19 protein-coding genes and 1 pseudogene are annotated in these 17,948 nt (G+C 66.1%); 10 read left to right on the top strand and 10 right to left on the bottom strand.

The genetic code is table 11. The annotated features are described in order from the left end of the window. The first annotated feature begins 6 nt into the window (after positions 1 to 6). Positions 7 to 804 (top strand): uroporphyrinogen-III C-methyltransferase, encoded by a 798-nt coding sequence (gene cobA, locus AAFN89_RS18280; protein ID WP_347540652.1) that lies wholly within the window; start codon positions 7 to 9, stop codon positions 802 to 804. Positions 805 to 849: 45 nt separating this feature from the next. On the opposite strand, the gene AAFN89_RS18275 is transcribed toward cobA, so the two are convergent. From AAFN89_RS18275 to AAFN89_RS18265, 3 genes are read right to left on the bottom strand one after another with little or no spacing between them, the layout of a single operon-like run. Continuing rightward, entirely contained in the window at positions 850 to 1,626 is a 777-nt protein-coding gene (locus tag AAFN89_RS18275) for an SDR family NAD(P)-dependent oxidoreductase (protein ID WP_347540651.1), read from the bottom strand. Then, entirely contained in the window at positions 1,619 to 2,863 is a 1,245-nt protein-coding gene (locus tag AAFN89_RS18270; protein ID WP_347540650.1) for a CoA transferase, read from the bottom strand. The genes AAFN89_RS18275 and AAFN89_RS18270 overlap by 8 nt, the downstream gene beginning before the upstream one ends. A gap of 8 nt (positions 2,864 to 2,871) precedes the next feature. Continuing rightward, complete coding sequence (locus AAFN89_RS18265) at positions 2,872 to 3,855, bottom strand: hydroxymethylglutaryl-CoA lyase (protein ID WP_347540649.1); 984 nt, start codon at positions 3,853 to 3,855, stop codon at positions 2,872 to 2,874. Positions 3,856 to 3,951: 96 nt separating this feature from the next. On the opposite strand from AAFN89_RS18265, the gene AAFN89_RS18260 reads away from it, so the two are divergent. The 6 genes from AAFN89_RS18260 to AAFN89_RS18235 all read left to right on the top strand — a co-directional run bounded on the left by AAFN89_RS18260 (position 3,952) and on the right by AAFN89_RS18235 (position 8,471). Then, a complete protein-coding gene (locus tag AAFN89_RS18260) occupies positions 3,952 to 4,665 on the top strand; it encodes a GntR family transcriptional regulator (protein ID WP_347540648.1) in 714 nt (237 codons plus the stop codon). Between the two features lie 97 nt (positions 4,666 to 4,762). After that, positions 4,763 to 5,746: a tripartite tricarboxylate transporter substrate-binding protein gene (locus tag AAFN89_RS18255; RefSeq protein WP_347540647.1), complete on the top strand. Its 984-nt coding sequence runs from the start codon at positions 4,763 to 4,765 to the stop codon at positions 5,744 to 5,746. Beyond that, a complete protein-coding gene (locus AAFN89_RS18250) occupies positions 5,743 to 6,174 on the top strand; it encodes a tripartite tricarboxylate transporter TctB family protein (protein ID WP_347540646.1) in 432 nt (143 codons plus the stop codon). The genes AAFN89_RS18255 and AAFN89_RS18250 overlap by 4 nt, the downstream gene beginning before the upstream one ends. Positions 6,175 to 6,184: 10 nt before the next feature. Then, the gene (locus AAFN89_RS18245; protein WP_347540645.1) at positions 6,185 to 7,711 is read left to right on the top strand and encodes a tripartite tricarboxylate transporter permease; all 1,527 of its coding nucleotides are present in this window, start codon (positions 6,185 to 6,187) and stop codon (positions 7,709 to 7,711) included. Positions 7,712 to 7,797: 86 nt separating this feature from the next. Beyond that, complete coding sequence (locus tag AAFN89_RS18240) at positions 7,798 to 8,061, top strand: AbrB/MazE/SpoVT family DNA-binding domain-containing protein (protein WP_347540644.1); 264 nt, start codon at positions 7,798 to 7,800, stop codon at positions 8,059 to 8,061. Next, complete coding sequence (locus AAFN89_RS18235) at positions 8,061 to 8,471, top strand: type II toxin-antitoxin system VapC family toxin (RefSeq protein WP_347540643.1); 411 nt, start codon at positions 8,061 to 8,063, stop codon at positions 8,469 to 8,471. Before AAFN89_RS18240 ends, AAFN89_RS18235 begins: the two co-directional genes overlap by 1 nt. A 79-nt stretch (positions 8,472 to 8,550) precedes the next feature. Here the strand turns inward: AAFN89_RS18235 and AAFN89_RS18230 are convergent, their stop codons facing one another. Further along, a complete protein-coding gene (locus AAFN89_RS18230) occupies positions 8,551 to 8,679 on the bottom strand; it encodes a hypothetical protein (protein WP_347540642.1) in 129 nt (42 codons plus the stop codon). 13 nt (positions 8,680 to 8,692) lie between these two features. Further along, a complete protein-coding gene (locus tag AAFN89_RS18225; protein WP_347540641.1) occupies positions 8,693 to 10,078 on the bottom strand; it encodes an OFA family MFS transporter in 1,386 nt (461 codons plus the stop codon). A gap of 237 nt (positions 10,079 to 10,315) precedes the next feature. Between AAFN89_RS18225 and AAFN89_RS18220 the strand changes: the two genes are divergently transcribed. After that, positions 10,316 to 11,611, top strand: a complete 1,296-nt coding sequence (locus AAFN89_RS18220; protein ID WP_347540640.1) for a hypothetical protein — start codon at positions 10,316 to 10,318, stop codon at positions 11,609 to 11,611. A gap of 180 nt (positions 11,612 to 11,791) precedes the next feature. Here the strand turns inward: AAFN89_RS18220 and mdh are convergent, their stop codons facing one another. The 5 genes from mdh to AAFN89_RS18195 form a co-directional block, all read right to left on the bottom strand. Beyond that, the gene (gene mdh, locus AAFN89_RS18215) at positions 11,792 to 12,748 is read right to left on the bottom strand and encodes a malate dehydrogenase (protein ID WP_347540639.1); all 957 of its coding nucleotides are present in this window, start codon (positions 12,746 to 12,748) and stop codon (positions 11,792 to 11,794) included. A gap of 113 nt (positions 12,749 to 12,861) precedes the next feature. After that, positions 12,862 to 13,725, bottom strand: coding sequence for a hypothetical protein (locus tag AAFN89_RS18210; RefSeq protein WP_347540638.1), 864 nt, complete (start codon positions 13,723 to 13,725; stop codon positions 12,862 to 12,864). A 67-nt stretch (positions 13,726 to 13,792) separates the two neighbouring features. Beyond that, on the bottom strand, positions 13,793 to 14,965 hold the full coding sequence (zapE, locus tag AAFN89_RS18205; protein ID WP_347540637.1) for a cell division protein ZapE: 1,173 nt from the start codon (positions 14,963 to 14,965) through the stop codon (positions 13,793 to 13,795). A 58-nt stretch (positions 14,966 to 15,023) separates the two neighbouring features. After that, the gene (locus tag AAFN89_RS18200) at positions 15,024 to 15,767 is read right to left on the bottom strand and encodes an SDR family oxidoreductase (protein WP_347540636.1); all 744 of its coding nucleotides are present in this window, start codon (positions 15,765 to 15,767) and stop codon (positions 15,024 to 15,026) included. Continuing rightward, on the bottom strand, positions 15,764 to 17,113 hold the full coding sequence (locus tag AAFN89_RS18195) for a Gfo/Idh/MocA family oxidoreductase (RefSeq protein ID WP_347540635.1): 1,350 nt from the start codon (positions 17,111 to 17,113) through the stop codon (positions 15,764 to 15,766). The genes AAFN89_RS18200 and AAFN89_RS18195 overlap by 4 nt, the downstream gene beginning before the upstream one ends. Positions 17,114 to 17,302: 189 nt before the next feature. Between AAFN89_RS18195 and AAFN89_RS18190 the strand changes: the two genes are divergently transcribed. Both AAFN89_RS18190 and AAFN89_RS18185 read left to right on the top strand, forming a co-directional pair. Further along, complete coding sequence (locus AAFN89_RS18190) at positions 17,303 to 17,569, top strand: type II toxin-antitoxin system RelB/DinJ family antitoxin (protein WP_347540634.1); 267 nt, start codon at positions 17,303 to 17,305, stop codon at positions 17,567 to 17,569. Then, a pseudogene (locus tag AAFN89_RS18185) lies at positions 17,556 to 17,836 on the top strand (type II toxin-antitoxin system YafQ family toxin). Before AAFN89_RS18190 ends, AAFN89_RS18185 begins: the two are co-directional and overlap by 14 nt. Positions 17,837 to 17,948: the final 112 nt, after the last annotated feature.

The following is a 17,948-nucleotide window of genomic DNA, read 5'->3' as shown; positions in this document are numbered from 1 at the left end:
CCGCCCATGGCCTCCCCGGCGACGCCCGGCGGCCGGGTGATCCTGGTCGGGGCCGGGCCGGGCGATCCGGACCTGCTGACGCTGAAGGCCGTGAAGGCGATGCGGGCGGCCGACATCATCCTCCATGACGACCTCGTCTCTCCAGAAGTGCTGGACATGGCGGGCCCGACGCCCCGGCGCGTGCCGGTCGGCAAGCGCGGCGGCCGGCCGGGCTGCCCGCAGCAGGAGATCAACGCGCTGATGGTGACGCTGGCCCTGTCGGGGAAGCGAATCGTCCGGCTGAAATCCGGCGATCCCATGATCTTCGGCCGGGCGGGGGAGGAGATCGCCTGCCTCGTCGCCGCCGGCATAGCGGTGGAGATCGTTCCGGGCATCACCTCCGCCCTCGCCATGGCCTCGGCGCTCGGCCTCTCCCTCACCCATCGCGACCGCGCGCAATCGGTGCGCTTCGTCACCGGCCATGCCCGAACCGGCGGCCTTCCCGAAGACCTCGACTGGCGCTCGGTCGCCGACCCTGGCACGACCACGATCTTCTATATGGGCGGCCGGTACGCGGCGAGGATCGCCCGCCGGCTGATCGACGAAGGGCTGCCTCCCGGTACTCCCGTCGCCGCGATGGCGTCCGTGTCCCGCGCGGACGAGACGGCCTGGCGAGGCTGTCTGGTGGGGTTGGCAGCGGAAGGGCTTCCCCTGCCTGCCGGCGCGCCCGTGCTAATGGCGATCGGCGGGGCGGTGGAGAACCAACAATGCCCCTCACCCTCCCGCTTCGCGGGTCCCTCCCTCTCCCACAAGGGGCGAGGGTAAGTTGGTAGCCCTCTCCCCTTGTGGGAGAGGGTTGGGTGAGGGGGGTTAAGGTTCCTCCTTATGAATCGACAGCGGGCTGAACGCCTGCGAGACCGGCATCATCTGGATGCGGTTGATGTTGACGTGGCGGGGCAGCGTCGTCGCCCAGAAGATCGATTCCGCGATGTCCTCCGCGGAGAGCGAGACGACGCCCTCATACTTGGACCGCGCCCTGGCCTCGTCGCCCTTGAAGCGGACGGTGGAGAATTCCGTCTCCGTCATCCCCGGCTCGATGTTCGTCACCCGCACCTGCGTCCCCAGCAGGTCGGCGCGCAGACCCAGCGCGAAATGGCGAACGAAGGCCTTCGAGGCGGCATAGACGCTGCCGCCCGGATAGGGGTAGTCGCCGGCCACGGAGCCGACGGTGACGACATGCCCGCCGCCCGACTCCAGCCGGGGCAGCAGCGTCCTGACGGTGTAGAGCAGCCCCTTGACGTTGGTGTCGACCATCGTCTCCCAGTCGGCGAGGTCGACCTTCTGGGCCGGCTCCAGCCCCAGCGCCAGCCCGGCATTGGCGACGACGGTGTTGATCCCGGCGAACGGGGCGGGGATGGCGTCGATCGCCCGCTCCGTCGCGGCGCGGTCCCGCACGTCCAGTTCCACCGCAAGGCAGCGTTCCGCGCCGACCTCCGCCTGAAGCTCCGCCAGCCTGTCGCCCCGCCTGCCGGCCGCGATCACTTTCGCGCCGGCCCCGGCGAAGCGCCGGACGGCCGCCCGCCCGATGCCGGAGGTGGCGCCGGTCACGAAGACGACCAGACGGCTGGGATCGAGCATCTCATACATGGCTGGGGCTCCTTACGCCGATGTCCTCAGAGGCGTCCTCGCCGACGACGCCACGCCTTCTCAACTCGTCGATCTCCGCCGGACCATAGCCGTTCTCGCGCAGGATCTCAGCCGTGTGCTCGCCCAGCCGGGGGGCCGGCAGCCGCACCCGGCACGGCGTCTCCGCCAGCTTCACCGGGAATCCCAGCATGCGGACGGGCCCGTGCCCAGGATGGTCGACATCGATCGCCATCTCCTGCGCCACGATCTGCGGGTCGGCGAAGGTTTCCGCCAGATCCTGCACCCGGCCGCAGGGCGCGCCGGCGGCGTTGATCCGGTCGATCCAGACCTGCTGCGGCTGCGTGCGCATCTTGTCGTCGATCATCGCCTTCAGCTCCGCCCGGCGGGCGAACCGCTTCTCGTTCGTGTCGTAGCGCGGATCGTCCAGCAGATGGTCGAGGCCGATCACGGAAAGGAAGCGCCGCAGGATGACGTCGTTGCTGGGCGCGACCGCCACCTCGCCGTCCGAAGCCTGGAACAGCCCGTAGGGGGCGACCAGCGGATGGTCGTTGCCCGTCCGCTCCGGAACCCTGCCGGTCGCGAAGAATTCCGACGCCAGATAGGCCATCATGCTGAGCGCGCCGTTGACCATGGCCGATTCGACATGCTGCCCCCTTCCGCTGAGGTCGCGGGCGCGCAGCGCGCTGACGACCCCGAAGGCGGCGTAGAGGCCGGCGATCAGGTCGGTGAAGGGCTGGCCGGTGCGCATCGGCTCCCCGTCCGCCGGGCCGTTCACGCTCATCATGCCGCTCATCGCCTGGGCGATGAAGTCGAAGGCCGGGCGGTCGATATAGGGGCCGGTGCCGCCGAAGCCGGTCACGTCGCAGGTGACGAGGCGCGGGTTCAGCGCCTTCAGCCGGCTGGGGCCGAAGCCCATCTTCGCCAGCACGCCCGGCCGGAAGTTGGCGACCAGCACGTCCGCATTCTCCAGCATCCGGGCCAGCACCGCCTTCCCCTCATCGCTGTAGAGATCCAACAGGATCGATTTCTTGTTGCGGTTGAAGGACGCGTAATACCAGGAGAGGCCGTCGCGCATCGTCCCCTGCTCCCGGATCGGGTCGCCGCGTCCGGTCTCCACCTTGATGATCTCCGCGCCCATGTCGCCCAGCAGCATGGTGCAGAACGGGCCGGAGAGGACGCGCGTCAGGTCGATGACCCGGATACCGTCCAGCGGCTGCCTTCCTGCCTGTTCCATCATCCGGCCCCTCAGCCGCAGGCGGTCGCGACGGCGTCGAGGGCGTGGAGGTCGAGCCGCCGGCCCGCCTTCATCACCTGCCCCGGCAGCGGATGGCCGACCAGCTTCTCCGCGCGGCGCGACATCTCCACGACGCCCTCCAGGCTGACGCCGCTTTCGATGCCGCATTCGTCCAGCATGTAGACCAGATCCTCGGTGCAGATATTGCCCGTCGCCTTCGGCGCGAAGGGGCAGCCGCCCAGCCCGCCGAGGCTCGATTCATAACTGGTGATCCCCTCCTCCAGCCCGGCATAGGCGCAGACCAGCCCGACGCCGCGCGTGTTGTGGAAATGCAGCGCGATGTCGGCTTCCGGCACGTGGCGGGCCAGCGCCCGGCATCTTTCCCGGACGAGCGGCGGCGTCGCCATGCCCGTCGTGTCGCCCAGCGACAGCTTCGTGATGCCCATGTCGCGATAGGCAAGCGCGATATCGACCACCCGCTGCACCGGCACGTCGCCCTCGAACGGGCAGCCGAAGGAAGTGGCGATGGCGCCGAAGATCTGCATGCCGGCCCCTTCGGCGATCCGGCATATCTCCCGGAAGCCCTCCAGCGATTCGGCGATCGACCGGTTGACGTTCTTGGCGTTGTGGCTTTCCGACGCCGAGACGAACACGACCATGGCGTCCAGTTCCGCCGCAGCCGCCCGTTCCGCGCCCTTCACGTTGGGCACCAGCGCGGTCAGCACCGCGCCTTTCGACCTGTCGATCCCGGCCAGCACCTCGGCCGCGTCGCGCATCTGCGGCACGGCGCGCGGCGACACGAAGGAGGTGACCTCCAGATGGCGGATGCCTGAATCGATCAGCCCGTTGACGATCCCGATCTTCTCCTCCGTCGGCACCCAGACAGGCTCCGACTGGAGGCCGTCGCGCGGCCCCACCTCGACCACGCTGACCCGTGGCGGCAAACCGTTCGTTGCCGTCTCTCCACCGATCCCGTTCGCATCGTTGCGTTCCATCGGGCATTCCGGGTTGTTTTGGTCGACCAGATTGGTATACCGTCCACCAGACAACAATCAACGCCTAAAATCGGGCGATCCGCGGGGAGGCGGTGAATGGCGGCTTCGGAGGCCGAGGGCGAGGCCCATCAGAACAGGACGGACGGCAATCTGGGGGAGCAGGTCTTCGCGAAGGTCCGCGCGGACATCCTGTCCCTGGCGCTCGTCCCCGGTCAGGCGATCTCCGAACGCGACCTTCAGGCGACCTACGGCGCATCGCGCACGCCCATCCGGCAGGCCCTCCTCCAACTCTCCCATGAGGGGCTGGTCGTCCGCACCGACCGTTCCTACGCTGTCGCGCCGATCGATTTGCAGCAGATGGCGGAGATCTTCGAATATCGCGAGGTGGTGGAGGATGCGGCCATCCGGCTGGCCTGCGAACGCGCGAGCGCGGCCGAGTTGGACGCCATACGGGAGACGATCGATCGGGGCCTTGCCGATTTCACGCCGGAGGTCTGGTTCGAGGTCGGCTACGATGTGCATGTCCAGCTCGCCGCCCTGTCGGGCAACCGCTTCCTGCGCGATGCGGTCAAGGATGTCGTCACCCGCACCGCCCGGGCACGCTGGCTGGTCGCCAGCTCTCCCGAGGGAAGGGAGGCTTCCCACCGGGAACATTGCGACATCCTGGGTCTGGTGCGCGCCGGCCGGGCCGATGACGCCGCCGCCGCGATCCGGGAACATGGGCGCGATGTTCGCGACCAGATCATGGAGGCGATCGGGGAAAGGCGCCGCTATTTCGGCGCGCAAGGGATCGTGGTCCGCAGCGCCTGAGGGGCGGCGGGCCATGAGGCGGACGCGGAGGCGCGGAGGAAAATCCCGCCGCGGCCGGTTTCGACAATGGCGAACAATGAAGGAGAGGGAGGTCCAGATGTCAGCAATGTTCAGAACCGCCGGACGCGTCGCGGGTGCGATGGTCGTCGCCGCCGGCCTGACGGCGTTCCAGCCCGCCAGCGCGGCGGAGTGCATCGCCCCGGCCGATCCGGGCGGCGGCTGGGATTTCACTTGCCGGTCGGTGGGCAAGATCCTGACCGATCTGGGGCTGGTCGACGAGCCCGTGCAGGTGACCAACATGCCCGGCGGCGTCGGCGCCGTCGCCTATGCCCATGTCGCGTCCGAACGGGCCGACGATGAGGAACTGCTGGTCGCGACCTCCACCGTCGGCGTGACCCAGATCGCCCAGGGCCGCTATCCGGCCGATATCGATGTGATGCGCTGGGTCGCCATGCTGGGCACCGATGTCGGCGTCATCCTGGTCGATGATGAATCGCCGCTCCAGACGCTGGACGATCTGGTGACGGCGATGCAGGAGGATCCCGCCTCCGTGGTCGCCGGCGGATCGTCCGGGGCCGGCGGCTGGGACCATATCCGCCTGCTGATGCTGGCCAAGGCCGCCGGACTGACGCCTGAGGAGTTCAAACTGATCCGCTGGGTCCAGTTCGATGGCGGCGGGCCTGCCGTCACCCAGATGATGGGCGGCCATATCGCGCTCGTCTCCACCGATCTGGGAGAGATCGCGGGCTTCGTCGAATCCGGCGACATCCGGGTGCTGGCGGCGCTGTCGGACGACCGTATCCCGGCCTTCCCGGATGTGCCCACCGCGATCGAGCAGGGGCTGGAGGTCACCGGCTATAACTGGCGCGGCTTCTATACCGGGGGCGAGGTTTCCGACGAGGCCTATCAGGGCTGGGTCTCCACGCTCAACGAACTCTACGAATCCGACGAGTGGCAGGAGACGGCCGTCTCCAGCGGCCTGGTGCCGTTCTGGCGCGGCGGCGAAGAGTTCGAGGCCTATGTCGCCGACCAGACCGACCAGATGCGGCAGATTTCCCGCGATATCGGTGTGATCGAATGAGCGACCGGATCGCGGGCCTGCTCTTTCTGGCCCTGTCGATCTGGTACGGCGTGACCGCGGGGACCTATGAGGCGAGCTTCGGCGACCCTCTGGGCCCCGCGGCCTTTCCCGTCATGCTCGCCATCCCGGCCGGCCTGTTCAGCCTCTATTTGATCCTCCGCCCCGATCCCGATCCGGAATGGTCGGTCGGGGGGCCGCTGCTGCGGCAGGTCGCGACGCTGGCGGTGCTGGTCGGCTACGCGCTGCTGCTGGAGGATCTGGGCTATCTGGCGGCGACCTTCGCGGGCGTCGTTCTGATGAGCCGCCTGCTCGGCGCGGGCTGGCTGAAATCGGCGATATCGGGCGCGGCTATGAGCATCGGGCTCTACATCGTCTTCGACCGGCTGCTCGGCCTGCCGCTGCCGCTTCTTCCGGAATTCATGAGCTAGGCCCGGTCCAGTGGATATCCTCGCCTCCCTCGCCCACGGCTTCTCGGTCGCCATCACGCCGACCAATCTGGCGCTCGCGGTCTTCGGCTGCTTCATCGGCACGATCATCGGCGCGCTGCCGGGCATCGGTCCGGTCAACGGCGTCGCGATCCTGGTGCCGCTCGCCTTCGCATTGCAGCTCGACCCGACCTCCGTGCTGATCCTGATGTCCTGCATCTATTACGGCTGCACCTATGGCGGTCGCATCGCCAGCATCATGCTCAACATCCCGGGCGACGCGTCCAGCATCATGGCGACGCTGGACGGCCATCCGATGGCCAAGGCCGGCAAGGCGTCCGAAGCGCTGGCCATCTCCGCCGTCGCGTCCTTCATCGGCGCGACCGTCGCGACGGTGGGGTTGACCCTGTTCGCCCCCATCCTGGCCGGCGCGGCCATCTATTTCGGCCCCAGCGACTATTTCGCGCTCTATGTCCTGGCCTTCGCCATGATCGGCGGCGTCACCGGGGCCAACCCGTGCAAGACGCTGCTGGCCGCCTTCCTGGGCCTGATGATCGGCACGGTCGGCCTTGACCCATCGACCGGCGTCGAGCGGTTCACCTTCGGCTCCTTCAACCTCTTCGACGGGTTCGACCCGATCGTCGCGATCGTCGGCCTGTTCGCGATCAGCGAGGTGATGATCTATCTGGAGACAGCGCACAAATCCGATGGCGTGATGGTGCCGATGGGCCGGGCCATCCCCCGCTTCCGGGACATGCTGCCCGGCTGGGGCGCTGCCGTGCGCGGGTCCTTCATCGGCTTCCTCTCGGGCATCCTGCCCGGCGCGGGCGCGTCGCAGGGCGCATTCATGGCCTATGTCGCCGAAAAGCGGCTCAGCAACCGCGACGGCACTTTCGGCAAGGGCGACCCGCGCGGCCTGGCCGCGCCGGAAGCGGGCGACAACGCCGCGGCCGGCGGCGCGCTGATCCCGATGCTGACGCTGGGCATCCCCGGCAGCGGCACGACGGCGGTGATGCTGGCGCTGCTGATCTCGCTCAACGTCCAGCCGGGACCGCTGCTGTTCGAGCGCCAGCCGGACATGGTCTGGGGGCTGATCGCCTCGCTCTACATCGCCAATGTGGTGCTGCTGGCGATGAACATCCCGCTGGTGGGCATGTTCACGCGGATGCTCGCCATGCCGCAATGGATCCTGATGCCGTTCATCGTGATGGTCAGCTTCCTCGGCGTCTATTCGATCAGCCATTCGACCTTCGACCTGCTGGTCATGACCGGCTTCGGCGTTTTCGGCTTCCTCATGCGGAAGCTCGACATCTCGCTGGTGCCCATCGTGCTGGGCATGTTGCTGGGCGCGGATATGGAGAACAACCTCCGGCGCACCCTCAGCATCTCCAACGGCGATTTCGGCATCCTGATCGAAAGCCCGATTGCCCAGGGGCTCTACGCCGTCACCGCAATCGCCCTGCTCGCCTCCCTCGCCTTCGCCTTCACCGGCCGGCGGAAAGCCCGGGCCGAGCCGGATCGGGAGACTGGCGACGCCTGAGAAAGCAATCGATTGCAGTTTGATTGCGCCGTCCCAATTTAAGTGTATACTGAAAGTATATATGTTTTCACGGTGGAGGCTGAGTGATGGCCAGTATCGAAACCGCAAAACTGTTCAAGCATGGCGGGAGTCAGGCTGTCCGTCTGCCCAAGGAATTCAGAATGCCAGGAGAAGAAGTGCGAGTTCGTCGCCTGGGCCATAGCGTTCTGCTGGAGCCGATAGAGCGAAACGTCGAGGATGTCAGGGCAATCTTCGCCGAAATCGATCGTCTGGGCGGCGAAGCCTTCCTTCCCGAAGGGCGCCCTCCTCAACCGCCTATGCCACTGGATGACGATATCTCGTTCGACTGATGATCTGCCTCGATACCAATGCCGCCATCGCGGCGATCAACAGGCGGGCGCCCGAAGTTCGACGACGATTGGAGGTCACGATAGCGCAGGGTGTGGATATCGGCATTCCCGCCATCGCCTTGTTCGAACTGCACTACGGAATCGCCAAGAGCGCCCGGCCTTTCGAAAACGCCATGATACTGGACACTTTCCTTGCCCTAGGCATGTCGCTCTGGCCGTTTGAACCGGAAGATGCCGGAGAAGCCGGAGAAATTCGTGCGGCGCTTGAGCGCGCAGGCACTCCCATCGGCCCATATGACGTTCTGATTGCAGCTCAGGCGCGTCGCCGGAACGCCATCCTCGTCACCGCAAATACCGGTGAGTTCGATCGGGTTCCGGGACTGAAGATTCAGAACTGGGCCATTGTCTGACGACCAGCGGAATTTTCACCGCATATGACGAAAACGGCGGCCCTTAGGCCGCCGTTCTCTTTTGCCGATGCCGGTTCCGCTACTGGAACAGGGTCAGCGAGTTGATGAAGGTCTTGGTCACGCCCGCCAGCAGCGGGATGCCGACGAAGCCCCAGGCGAGCACGAGCTGCAGGGTCGTCGTGCCGCCTTCGTGAGTTCCGGTGCTCATTGGTCGTTCTCCCTTATGCCGTGGCAGAGGCGGCGGCGACGCCGTCGGCCTCTTCCTTCATGTGGTGGCGCTTGTCGACGGCCTTGACGAAGAAGTTGCAGATGAACCCGATCACCAGCAATCCGGCCATGATGTACATGGTGGTGTTGTAGGCCTGGGCCTTCGGCACGCCGTGGGTCACGTTGTACTCACGGATATAGTTGACCAGCACCGGGCCGAAGATGCCCGCCGCCGACCATGCCGTCAGCAGCAGCCCGTGGATCGCGCCGACATAGCGGGTCCCGTACATGTCCCGCAGATAGGCCGGCACGGTGGAGAAGCCGCCGCCATACATGCTGATGATGATCAGGAAGCAGACGACGAAGCCGACCACGCTGCCGATCGAGCCGGTATAGGGCACGGTGCAGTAGAGGACGAAGCCCAGCACCATGAACACGAAGTAGGTGTTCTTCCGCCCGATGAAGTCCGACGTGGACGCCCAGGCAAAGCGGCCGCCCATGTTGAACAGGCTCATCAGCCCGACGAGGCCCGCCGCCGCGATCGGGGTGATCTGGCTGGGGAACATCTCCTGGCTCATCGCCGAGGCCTGGCCCAGAACGCCGATGCCGGCGGTCACGTTGAGGCACAGGACCCACCAGATCAGCCAGAATTGCGGCGTCTTCAGCGCGTCATAGACATAGACGTTGTTGGTGGTGATCAGCTTCTTCGACTGCGCCGGGGCGACATAGCCCTTCGGCGCCCAGCCCGGCGCCGGGACGCGGACGATCGCCGACCCTACCAGCATGAAGGCCAGATAGACGATCCCCAGCACGATGAAGGTTTCCTTCACCCCGATATGGGTGTCGGTGGTGAACTGGTTCATCAGCCAGACCGACAGGGGGGCGGCGATGAAGGCGCCGCCGCCGAAGCCCATGATCGCCATGCCCGTCGCCATGCCGGGACGGTCGGGGAACCATTTGATGAGCGTCGAGACCGGGGAGATGTAGCCGATGCCCAGCGCGATGCCGCCCAGCACGCCGTACCCCAGATAGATCAGCCACAGATTGTGGATCTGGATGCCGATCGCGGAGATGAAGAACCCGCCGGCCCAGCAGAGCGCCGCGGTGAACATGGCGCGACGCGGCCCGCCTTCCTCCACCCAGCGGCCGAACACGGCCGAGGAGACGCCGAGGAAGAAGATGGCGATCGAGAAGATCCAGCCGAGTTGCGTCAGCTTCCAGTCTTCCGGCGCCGATTCGGTGATGCCGACCAGTTTCGTCATCGGCAGGTTGAAGACACTGAGCGCATAGGCCTGGCCGATGCACAGGTGAACGCACAACGCGGCAGGCGGCACCATCCACCGGCTGTAGCCGGGTTTGGCGACCGTATGCTCACGGTCTAGAAACGAAAACATGCTCATCTTTGGACTTTCCCCCATTCCTTATCGTTAATTGACGCTTCCTGGATTCAGTCTCTATATTCTCTTCCAACCAATAGTGAGATTGGTCGAAAACCAAGCGTCTGTCTTTGTCGCCTCAGATACTGCCATCACTTATTCTGAATGGGCAAGACAGTATGCTTGATGGAGATTTACGTTATTTGAACTATTCCAGGAACGACGACCGCAACGTACCCGCAATTCTGAGGAAGGTCGTTGATGCGCTTCCAACCTGACCTGGTCCCCGCCGACGCTCACAAGTTGCTCAACCGTTTCATCGCAATCGTTGGATGGAACGTATGGAAAAAGCGGTTCAACGAACTCGATCAACAACGCGCACAGAATATCTTTCTCGACGACTTCATATCTGACTCGTTTGTAATCGAGAAGGCGCTCCAACAGGCTGCAGCTTATCGCGAAAAGCACAATCGTTGGCTGATCAAACGACCCGATCAGATCGATTACCCAATGTATAAGTTGCTCGGGTTCGCCTCCACAACTGCGCGCGTTTATGCTCGGCTCTCACTGCACGGCCAGTCGCGCCTGAGAGGCATGCTGCGTGATGGCCTGAAGAATGATCGTGGACTTTCAGCAATAGCATTCGAGATGGAGGTTGCTGGCCATCTTCTCCGCCGTGGATTCGACGTTCAGTTCCACGACCTGGAGCATGGCAAGTTCGATTTCATCGCGTGTCTTGATGGCATCGAGATCGAAGTGGAATGCAAGAGAGCCAGTGCCGATGTTGGACGCCAGATTCACCGACGCCGGATGGCGCAGCTTGGTGGCCACTTCACCCGCTCTTGGTCCGGCCAATTGGACGATGGCGGGCACTTCCTGCGCGTCACTTTGCCTGACCGTCTGCATGGTGAGGATCAAATCATGCATGCTATCGCAGAAACAGCGATACTGGCACTCGGCATGAAATCTAACTTCCCGGGACCAACGCCTTGTACAGTTCAATATCAGTCCTTCAATCTCGCTGGAACGCCGCTAGAAGGCTCTGTCGAGAATATTAATATCGAAACTGTACATCGCTTTACGGAGGCTCGGTTCGCCGTACCAAATCCGCAACTCTTGATTATGCTTCAGCCTTCGCGGGCAGCCTTACTAATGGCGGTGGAAAGTCGTAAGCCTGACCAGATGCTCAAAGGTCTCTACCGCCAATTGAAAACAGGCGCAGACCAGCTTTCAAAAAACCGTCCGGGCATCTTATGCGTTCTTTTGGCCGACATTTCCGGACCACAACTTATCGAGTTGGCAAATGCAGAAGCGCCAACTGGTCTTCAAGTCACGACATCGGAGCTTCTCGAGGCCGAACATCGCCGGCATCTACACACCATCGCCTATATGGCGCAGAGCGATCTCGTGGCATCGAACCATATCCTCGGCAGCCATATTCAACGTGGCATGCAGGCGAGGGGTCCAACCTATACCTTCAAGAATCGGCACCACCCCGCCGTGGCAGACCCGCGGCTTGACGTCTTCGATCTGCTACGTTCGTCTACAGTCACCTAAGACCGGCGCCACTTCAGAACGAGTAGGTGCTGCATGACAATACTCACACCTATCTCGCCATGCGCCAGAATAAAAAGGGCTCAGCCATCTCTGGCCGAGCCCTTCCTTTTTGGTGGAGCCAAGTGGGATCGAGCCGCTGACATCTACATTGCCATTGTAGCTTAGCTGTGGTCCGCCAGATCAGCCCGCGCGGGCCTTCTTGACCACCTCGTTCAGGGTCTTCACGGCCTCGACCGACTTGTCGAACATCGCCTTCTCCTCTGCGCTCAGCTCGATCTCGACGATCCGCTCCACGCCGCCGGCGCCGATCACCACCGGCACGCCGATATAGAGGCCGTCGACGCCGTACTGGCCGGTGAGCTGCGCCGCGCAGGGCAGCACGCGCTTCTTGTCCTTGAGGTAGGATTCCGCCATCGCGATGGCCGACGAGGCCGGGGCATAGAAGGCCGAGCCGGTCTTCAGGAGGCCGACGATCTCCGCCCCGCCGTCGCGGGTCCGCTGGACGATCTGGTCCAGCTTCTCCTGGGTCGTCCAGCCCATCTTCACCAGGTCCGGCAGCGGGATGCCGGCGACGGTGGAATAGCGCACCGACGGCACCATGCTGTCGCCATGGCCGCCCAGCACGAAGGCCGTCACGTCCTCGACCGAGACCTGGAACTCGTCGGCCAGGAAATGGCGGAAACGGGCGGAATCCAGCACGCCAGCCATGCCGACCACCTTCGCCGCCGGGAAGCCCGTGACCTCCCGCATCACGCCGACCATGGCGTCGAGCGGGTTGGTGATGACGATGACGAAGGCGTCGGGCGCGTGCTCCCGGATGCCGGCGCCGACCGATTCCATCACCTTGGTGTTGGTGCCGACCAGGTCGTCGCGGCTCATCCCCGGCTTGCGCGGCACGCCGGCGGTCACAATCACCACGTCGGCGCCGGCGATGCCGGAATAGTCCGACGCGCCGCTATAGGCAGCGTCGAAGCCTTCGACCGGCGCAGCCTGGGCGATGTCGAGCGCCTTGCCCTGCGGGATACCGTCCATGATGTCGAACAGGACGACATCGCCCAATTCCTTGATGCCGGCCAGCAACGCCAGGGTGCCGCCGATCTGGCCGGACCCGACGAGCGCGATCTTCTTGCGTGCCATGAACGCTTCCTTTGAACCTGATGGGTCTGGGCGGCAAAGCCGCCGGATGCGCGGGATTGCTGCGTTGCGGCAATGACGCGCGAATGCGCCCGGTTCCTACCGTGAATCCGGGATCAGGGCAAGGCCGGCCGCCATGGCGCGACCCTTCCCGCGGGGGCGGGGCCGGTGGGGGCGGCCGCCGGTTTCGCGTCTTTCCCCGGGAAGTCCCCGGCATGCCGGTCGAACCGCCGCATCAGCCCCTCCAGCGCCTTCTTCACCGCCATGTTGCCATGGGTGTTGGGCGGCAGCAGCGACACCCGCGTCACCACCTCCAGCCGCAGCGGCCGGGGCAGGCGGTGGAGGTCCCGCACCAGCCGCGCGCGGACGATCGCCGGCACCCGCTGTCCTTCGATCAGCGTCACCACGATCTTCCGGAAGACCACAGGCGGCAGGTCGAGCCGGTAGTTGAACATCATCAGATCGTCCACCAGCGTCGCCGGGTCCCGCCCCGCCGCCGCCAGATCCTCCAGATAGCTGACCAGCGCGCGCCGCGTCGCCGCGCGGGCGGCCGCCATCTCCTCCACCGCCACGGCCTTCATGCCGGTGAGCGAGGCCGGCGACAGCCCCTCCCGCACCGCCATGCCAACGGATTCGCGCACCCGGGGATGGTTGGAGACCCTTCCCACATCCTCCGCCAGGGCGCGCGCATGATCGTCACCCACGGCCCTCGGCAGCAGCCGGGCCGCCGCCGCCATGGCGTTGGGCCCGAACGGATCGTGGTTCGCCATAGTGGAGAGGACCGACGCATGGTCGAACGGCCCCAGGTCCAGATCCTCGTTCAGCAGGTCCTCGGCCTTGAGGTCGCGGACCGTCCGCGCCTCGATCCGCGCCGGCAGCCCCAGCCGGAACCGGTTGCGCAGATCGGCGAGGAAACAGGCCAGCACCGTATCCGCCGGGGGCGCTGTATCGGCCTCTATGTCATGGAGGGGGGAATCCATGGGGCGGTTATTCAGGGAAAATCGTTAAGAATGTGAAACCATCTCCGTCTCGCTATTTCCGGACCTGTCATGGCCGATGCGGCGCGGCGACGTAATCCGCCGCCTGCATTTCCTGGAGACGGCTGACCGTGCGCTGGAATTCGAACCCCGCGTCGCCCGCCGGCGCCAGCTTCTCCGCCGGCGCTTCGGCGGAGACGATCAGATTGACCTTGTGCTCGTAGAGCGCGTCGATCAGCGTCATGAACCGCCTCGCCTGGTTGCGCATCGCCTCGGTGAATTTCGGCACCCCGGCCAGGATGACGGTATGGAATTCCGACGCGATGGCGAGATAGTCCGCAGCCCCCAGCGGCCGGTCGCACAGCTCCTCGAAGCCGAACCGGGCGACGCCGCGCGCCGCCAGCCCGACCTCCAGCGTCCGGCCCTTCACCGTCAGGCTGGTCGGGCCGGGAACCGCGCCCTCCGTCAGATCGTCGAAGGCTGCCTGCAGCGCCGCCTCCGCCTTCGGCCCCAGCGGCGCGTGATAGACCGGTCGGCCGCGCAGCCTTTCCAGCCGGTAATCCACCCCGCCTTCCAGGTGCAATATGTCCAGCTTCTCCTTCAGAAGGGCGATGAAGGGAAGGAAGCGCTGGCGGTTCAGCCCATCCTTGTAGAGGTCGTCCGGCGGCCAGTTGGAGGTCGCGACCACCACCACGCCCCGGTCGAAGAGCGCGGTGAACAGCCGGCCGAGGATCATGGCGTCGGCGATGTCGACGACATGGAACTCGTCGAAACAGAGCAGCCACGCCTCGCTTGCCAGCTCGTCCGCCAGCGGCGCGATCGGGTCGGCCAGGTGCCGGCCGTGCCGCCGGTCCTCCGGATCCGAATGGGCGTTGCGCCAGCTGTGCAGACGGTCGTGGACGTCCAGCATGAATTCGTGGAAATGCGCCCGGCGCTTCCTGTCGACCGGTGCGCTGCGAAAGAACATGTCCATCAGCATGGACTTGCCGCGCCCGACGCCGCCATAGAGGTAGAGTCCCTGCGGCGCGGGATCGGGCCGCCGCGTCAGCCCCAGCCGCGCCCGCCAACCGCCGCCGCCCGATCGCGGCTCGTAATGCGCCAGCGCGTGGTGGAGGCTTTCCAGCTTCTCCGCCGCCAGCGCCTGGATCGGGTCGGGCCGCAACGTCCCCTCGGCCTTCATCCGCCGATAGGTCGCGAGGGGTCCTGGTGAAGAGTCGGCGTCGGGGGGAGGGGATCGGTCCATGGCCGGTCGCTTCTAGCCGATGGCGCGCGCGGGGGAAAGGCGCGTCGGCAACCAGCCTCTACCGCCCGCCCGCCACCGGCAGGATCGCCCCGGTGACGTAGGCGGCCTTGTCGGACAGGAGCCACAGCGCCGCCTCCGCCACCTCCTCCGGCGTCGCCGAGCGGCCCATCGGCACCGTCGCGGCGATCCGTTCCGGCCGGTTGGGTTCGCCCGCTTCGGCATGCAGGTCGGTCAGGGTGGTGCCGGGCGCGACGGCGTTGACGCGGACGCCTTCGGCCGCCACCTCCCGCGCCAGCCCGCCCACGAACACGTCGACCGCGCCCTTGGAGGCCGCGTAATGGACCCATTCGCCGGGACTTCCGGCCTTGGTGGCGGTGGAGGAGATGGCGACGATTGAGCCGCCCACCCCGCCGGTCGCGGTCGACATGCGCCTGACCGCCTCCGCGCAAACCGCCATCAGGCCGAAGACGTTCACCTCGAACACCCGCCGCACCGTCTCCGCCTTAACCGTCGTGGCGCGGGCGAAGCCGCCGGTGATGGCGGCGTTGCAGACGAGGCCCCGCACCGGGCCGAACGCCGCTTCCGTCCGGTCGAACAGGGGGCCGGCATCGGTGTCGGCGGCGTCGGCCCTGACGGCCAGCGCCTGCCCGCCTTCCGCCTCGATGGCGGCGACCACTTCCTCCGCGGCGTCGGCGCGATTCTGGTAGGTCAGGCAGACGCGCCAGCCTTCCCGCGCCGCCGCCCTTGCAATCGCCGCGCCGATGCCCCGGCTGCCGCCGGTGACGATAAGGCATCCGCTCATCTTTGTTCTTTCCTGAAACCTGCTTCCATTTCCCGCCGCAGCCGGACGGCGGTGGTGTCGGAATCGATCGCGACGGCGCTCCACGGGATCGCATGGCCGCGGGCGACGGGCTTCGTCACCCTGACGCCGTGGGCGAGCCCGATCGGCAATGTCCCGGCTTCCAGACTGGCCTCCGCCGGGGCCAGCCGGCCATAGACCGTATAGCCGCCCTCGCCGTCCAACACGTCACCCGGCGCCAGATCCCGCTTCGCCACGGCCGCGACATCGCCCCGGAAGCCTGTCGGCGCGCCCGTCGGCTCTCCCCTGAGGCCGGCCGAGGCGACGGAGATTCCTAGCTCCAGTCCGATCAAATGGTAGGGCTTGTACATCGCGGCGTAGCGGCCGCTGGAATCCGTCTTCAGCCCGTATTCGGCGAAGCACCGGCGGACATAGTCGTTCGGCGCCTCCAGCACGACATAGACGCCCCAGCGAAGGTCGCGGAAGACCGGCCGACCGTCGCGCTCCACCGAGGACACCACCTCCACCGTCCCCTTGCGCGGCAGGCAGCCGCCATCGGCGGCGGGACGCAGGATATGGGGCAAATCGTCAACGCCGCAGGGCGGGAAGGCAAGCCCGTCCGCCCCCGGAACGAGATCGCAGGCATTGGCCACCGCCGCCATCTCGATCGCCGATTTGGTGCCGTCCAGGAAGGAGTTGAACATCTGCGGGTTCATGCCGCCGGCGGCCGCGGCCGCAGCATTCATCCCGTAGTGGCCCCACACCGTTTCGGGTGTGGAATGGTGATAGGCGGGCAAGTATTTGGTTCCCTTACCGGCGCAGAGCACCTCGAACCCGGCGGCGCGCGCCCAGTCCACCTGCTCCGCAATCAGGGCCGGCTGATCGCCATAGGCGAGGGAATAGACCAGCCCCGCCGCGCGGAACCGGTCGGCCAGCAGCGGGCCGACCAGCGCGTCGGCCTCCACCGTGACGTTCACCATATGCTTGCCGTTGGCGATGCAGGCCAGCGCATGGTCGATGGCGGCGGCCGGATTGCCTGTGGCCTCAACCACGACCTCGATCTCCGGCGCGGTGACGGCGGCGCTGGAATCATCGGTGACGAAGGTCCGGCGAGTCCGGGCGGCCTCTTCCAGACTCCGCGCGTCCGCGCGCCCTTCCGGCCAGCCGATCCGCTTCAGCGTCTCCCGCGCCCGGCCGACGTCGCGGTCGACGATGGCGACGACATGCAGGCCCGTCGTCCGCGCCGCCTGGGCGAGGAACATGGCGCCGAACTTGCCGGCCCCGATCACCGCCACCCCCAGCGGCCTGCCGGCATCCTCCCGCTCGGTCAGCAGGCGATTGAGATTCATGGCGACAGCTCCCTCGGTTCCTCGTTCCAACCCGCCTCGGCAGCGGCAAAACCGTAGCCCAGCGCGCGGGGTCGGCATACTTCCATATTTCCGCGCATAGCGAACTGGTTGATGGCCCGCCTTTCCACGACATTGAAATGCGACCCGCCCGTGACTACAATAGGACTACATCATCTTGAGGTTAAGACTATGGCCTTCGCTAACACCTATGTCCGCGCCAGGATCGATATGGCGACCAAGGAGCGCGCGAGCGGCGCGTTGGAAGCGATGGGCCTTTCGGTCTCCGACGCCATCCGCCTGCTGATGCTTCGCATCGCCGATGAACAGCGTCTGCCGTTCGATGTGAAGGCGCCGAACGCCGCGACCCGCGAGGCCATGGCCGAGCTGGAAGCCGGCAAGGGCGCGCGGTTCGACAACGTCGATGCGCTGATGGCGGATCTTCATGCGGACGATTGAGCGTTCGACGACGTTCAAGCGCGACTATAAACGGGAATCCAGGGGGCGGCATCGGACAACTCTCGATGCCGATCTGTTGCCGGTCCTGGCGGCGCTGGCGGCCGACACGCCGCTCGACCCGCGCTACCGCGACCATGATCTGAGCGGAGATTGGGCCGGCTACCGCGACTGTCACGTAAGCCCGATCTCGTGCTGATCTACCGCAAGCCCGACGCCACCACACTGCGCCTGGCCCGGCTCGGGTCGCATAGCGAAGTTTTCGGCTGACGCCGCCCGCCGGGCTGGAGCAGGAACGATGCGGACGGTGGCGCATGTAATGCTCCATGCCGTCGCGCCGGGCGGGCCGAAATCCGGACAGATCACGCGTTACCGACAATGG

Source organism: Inquilinus sp. CAU 1745, from assembly GCF_039839375.1.
In the GTDB taxonomy this organism is placed as follows: Bacteria; Pseudomonadota; Alphaproteobacteria; order DSM-16000; family Inquilinaceae; genus JBDOQU01.
The sequence above is the reverse complement of the archived record's forward strand: the minus strand, read 5'-3'. Positions and strand labels throughout refer to the sequence as shown.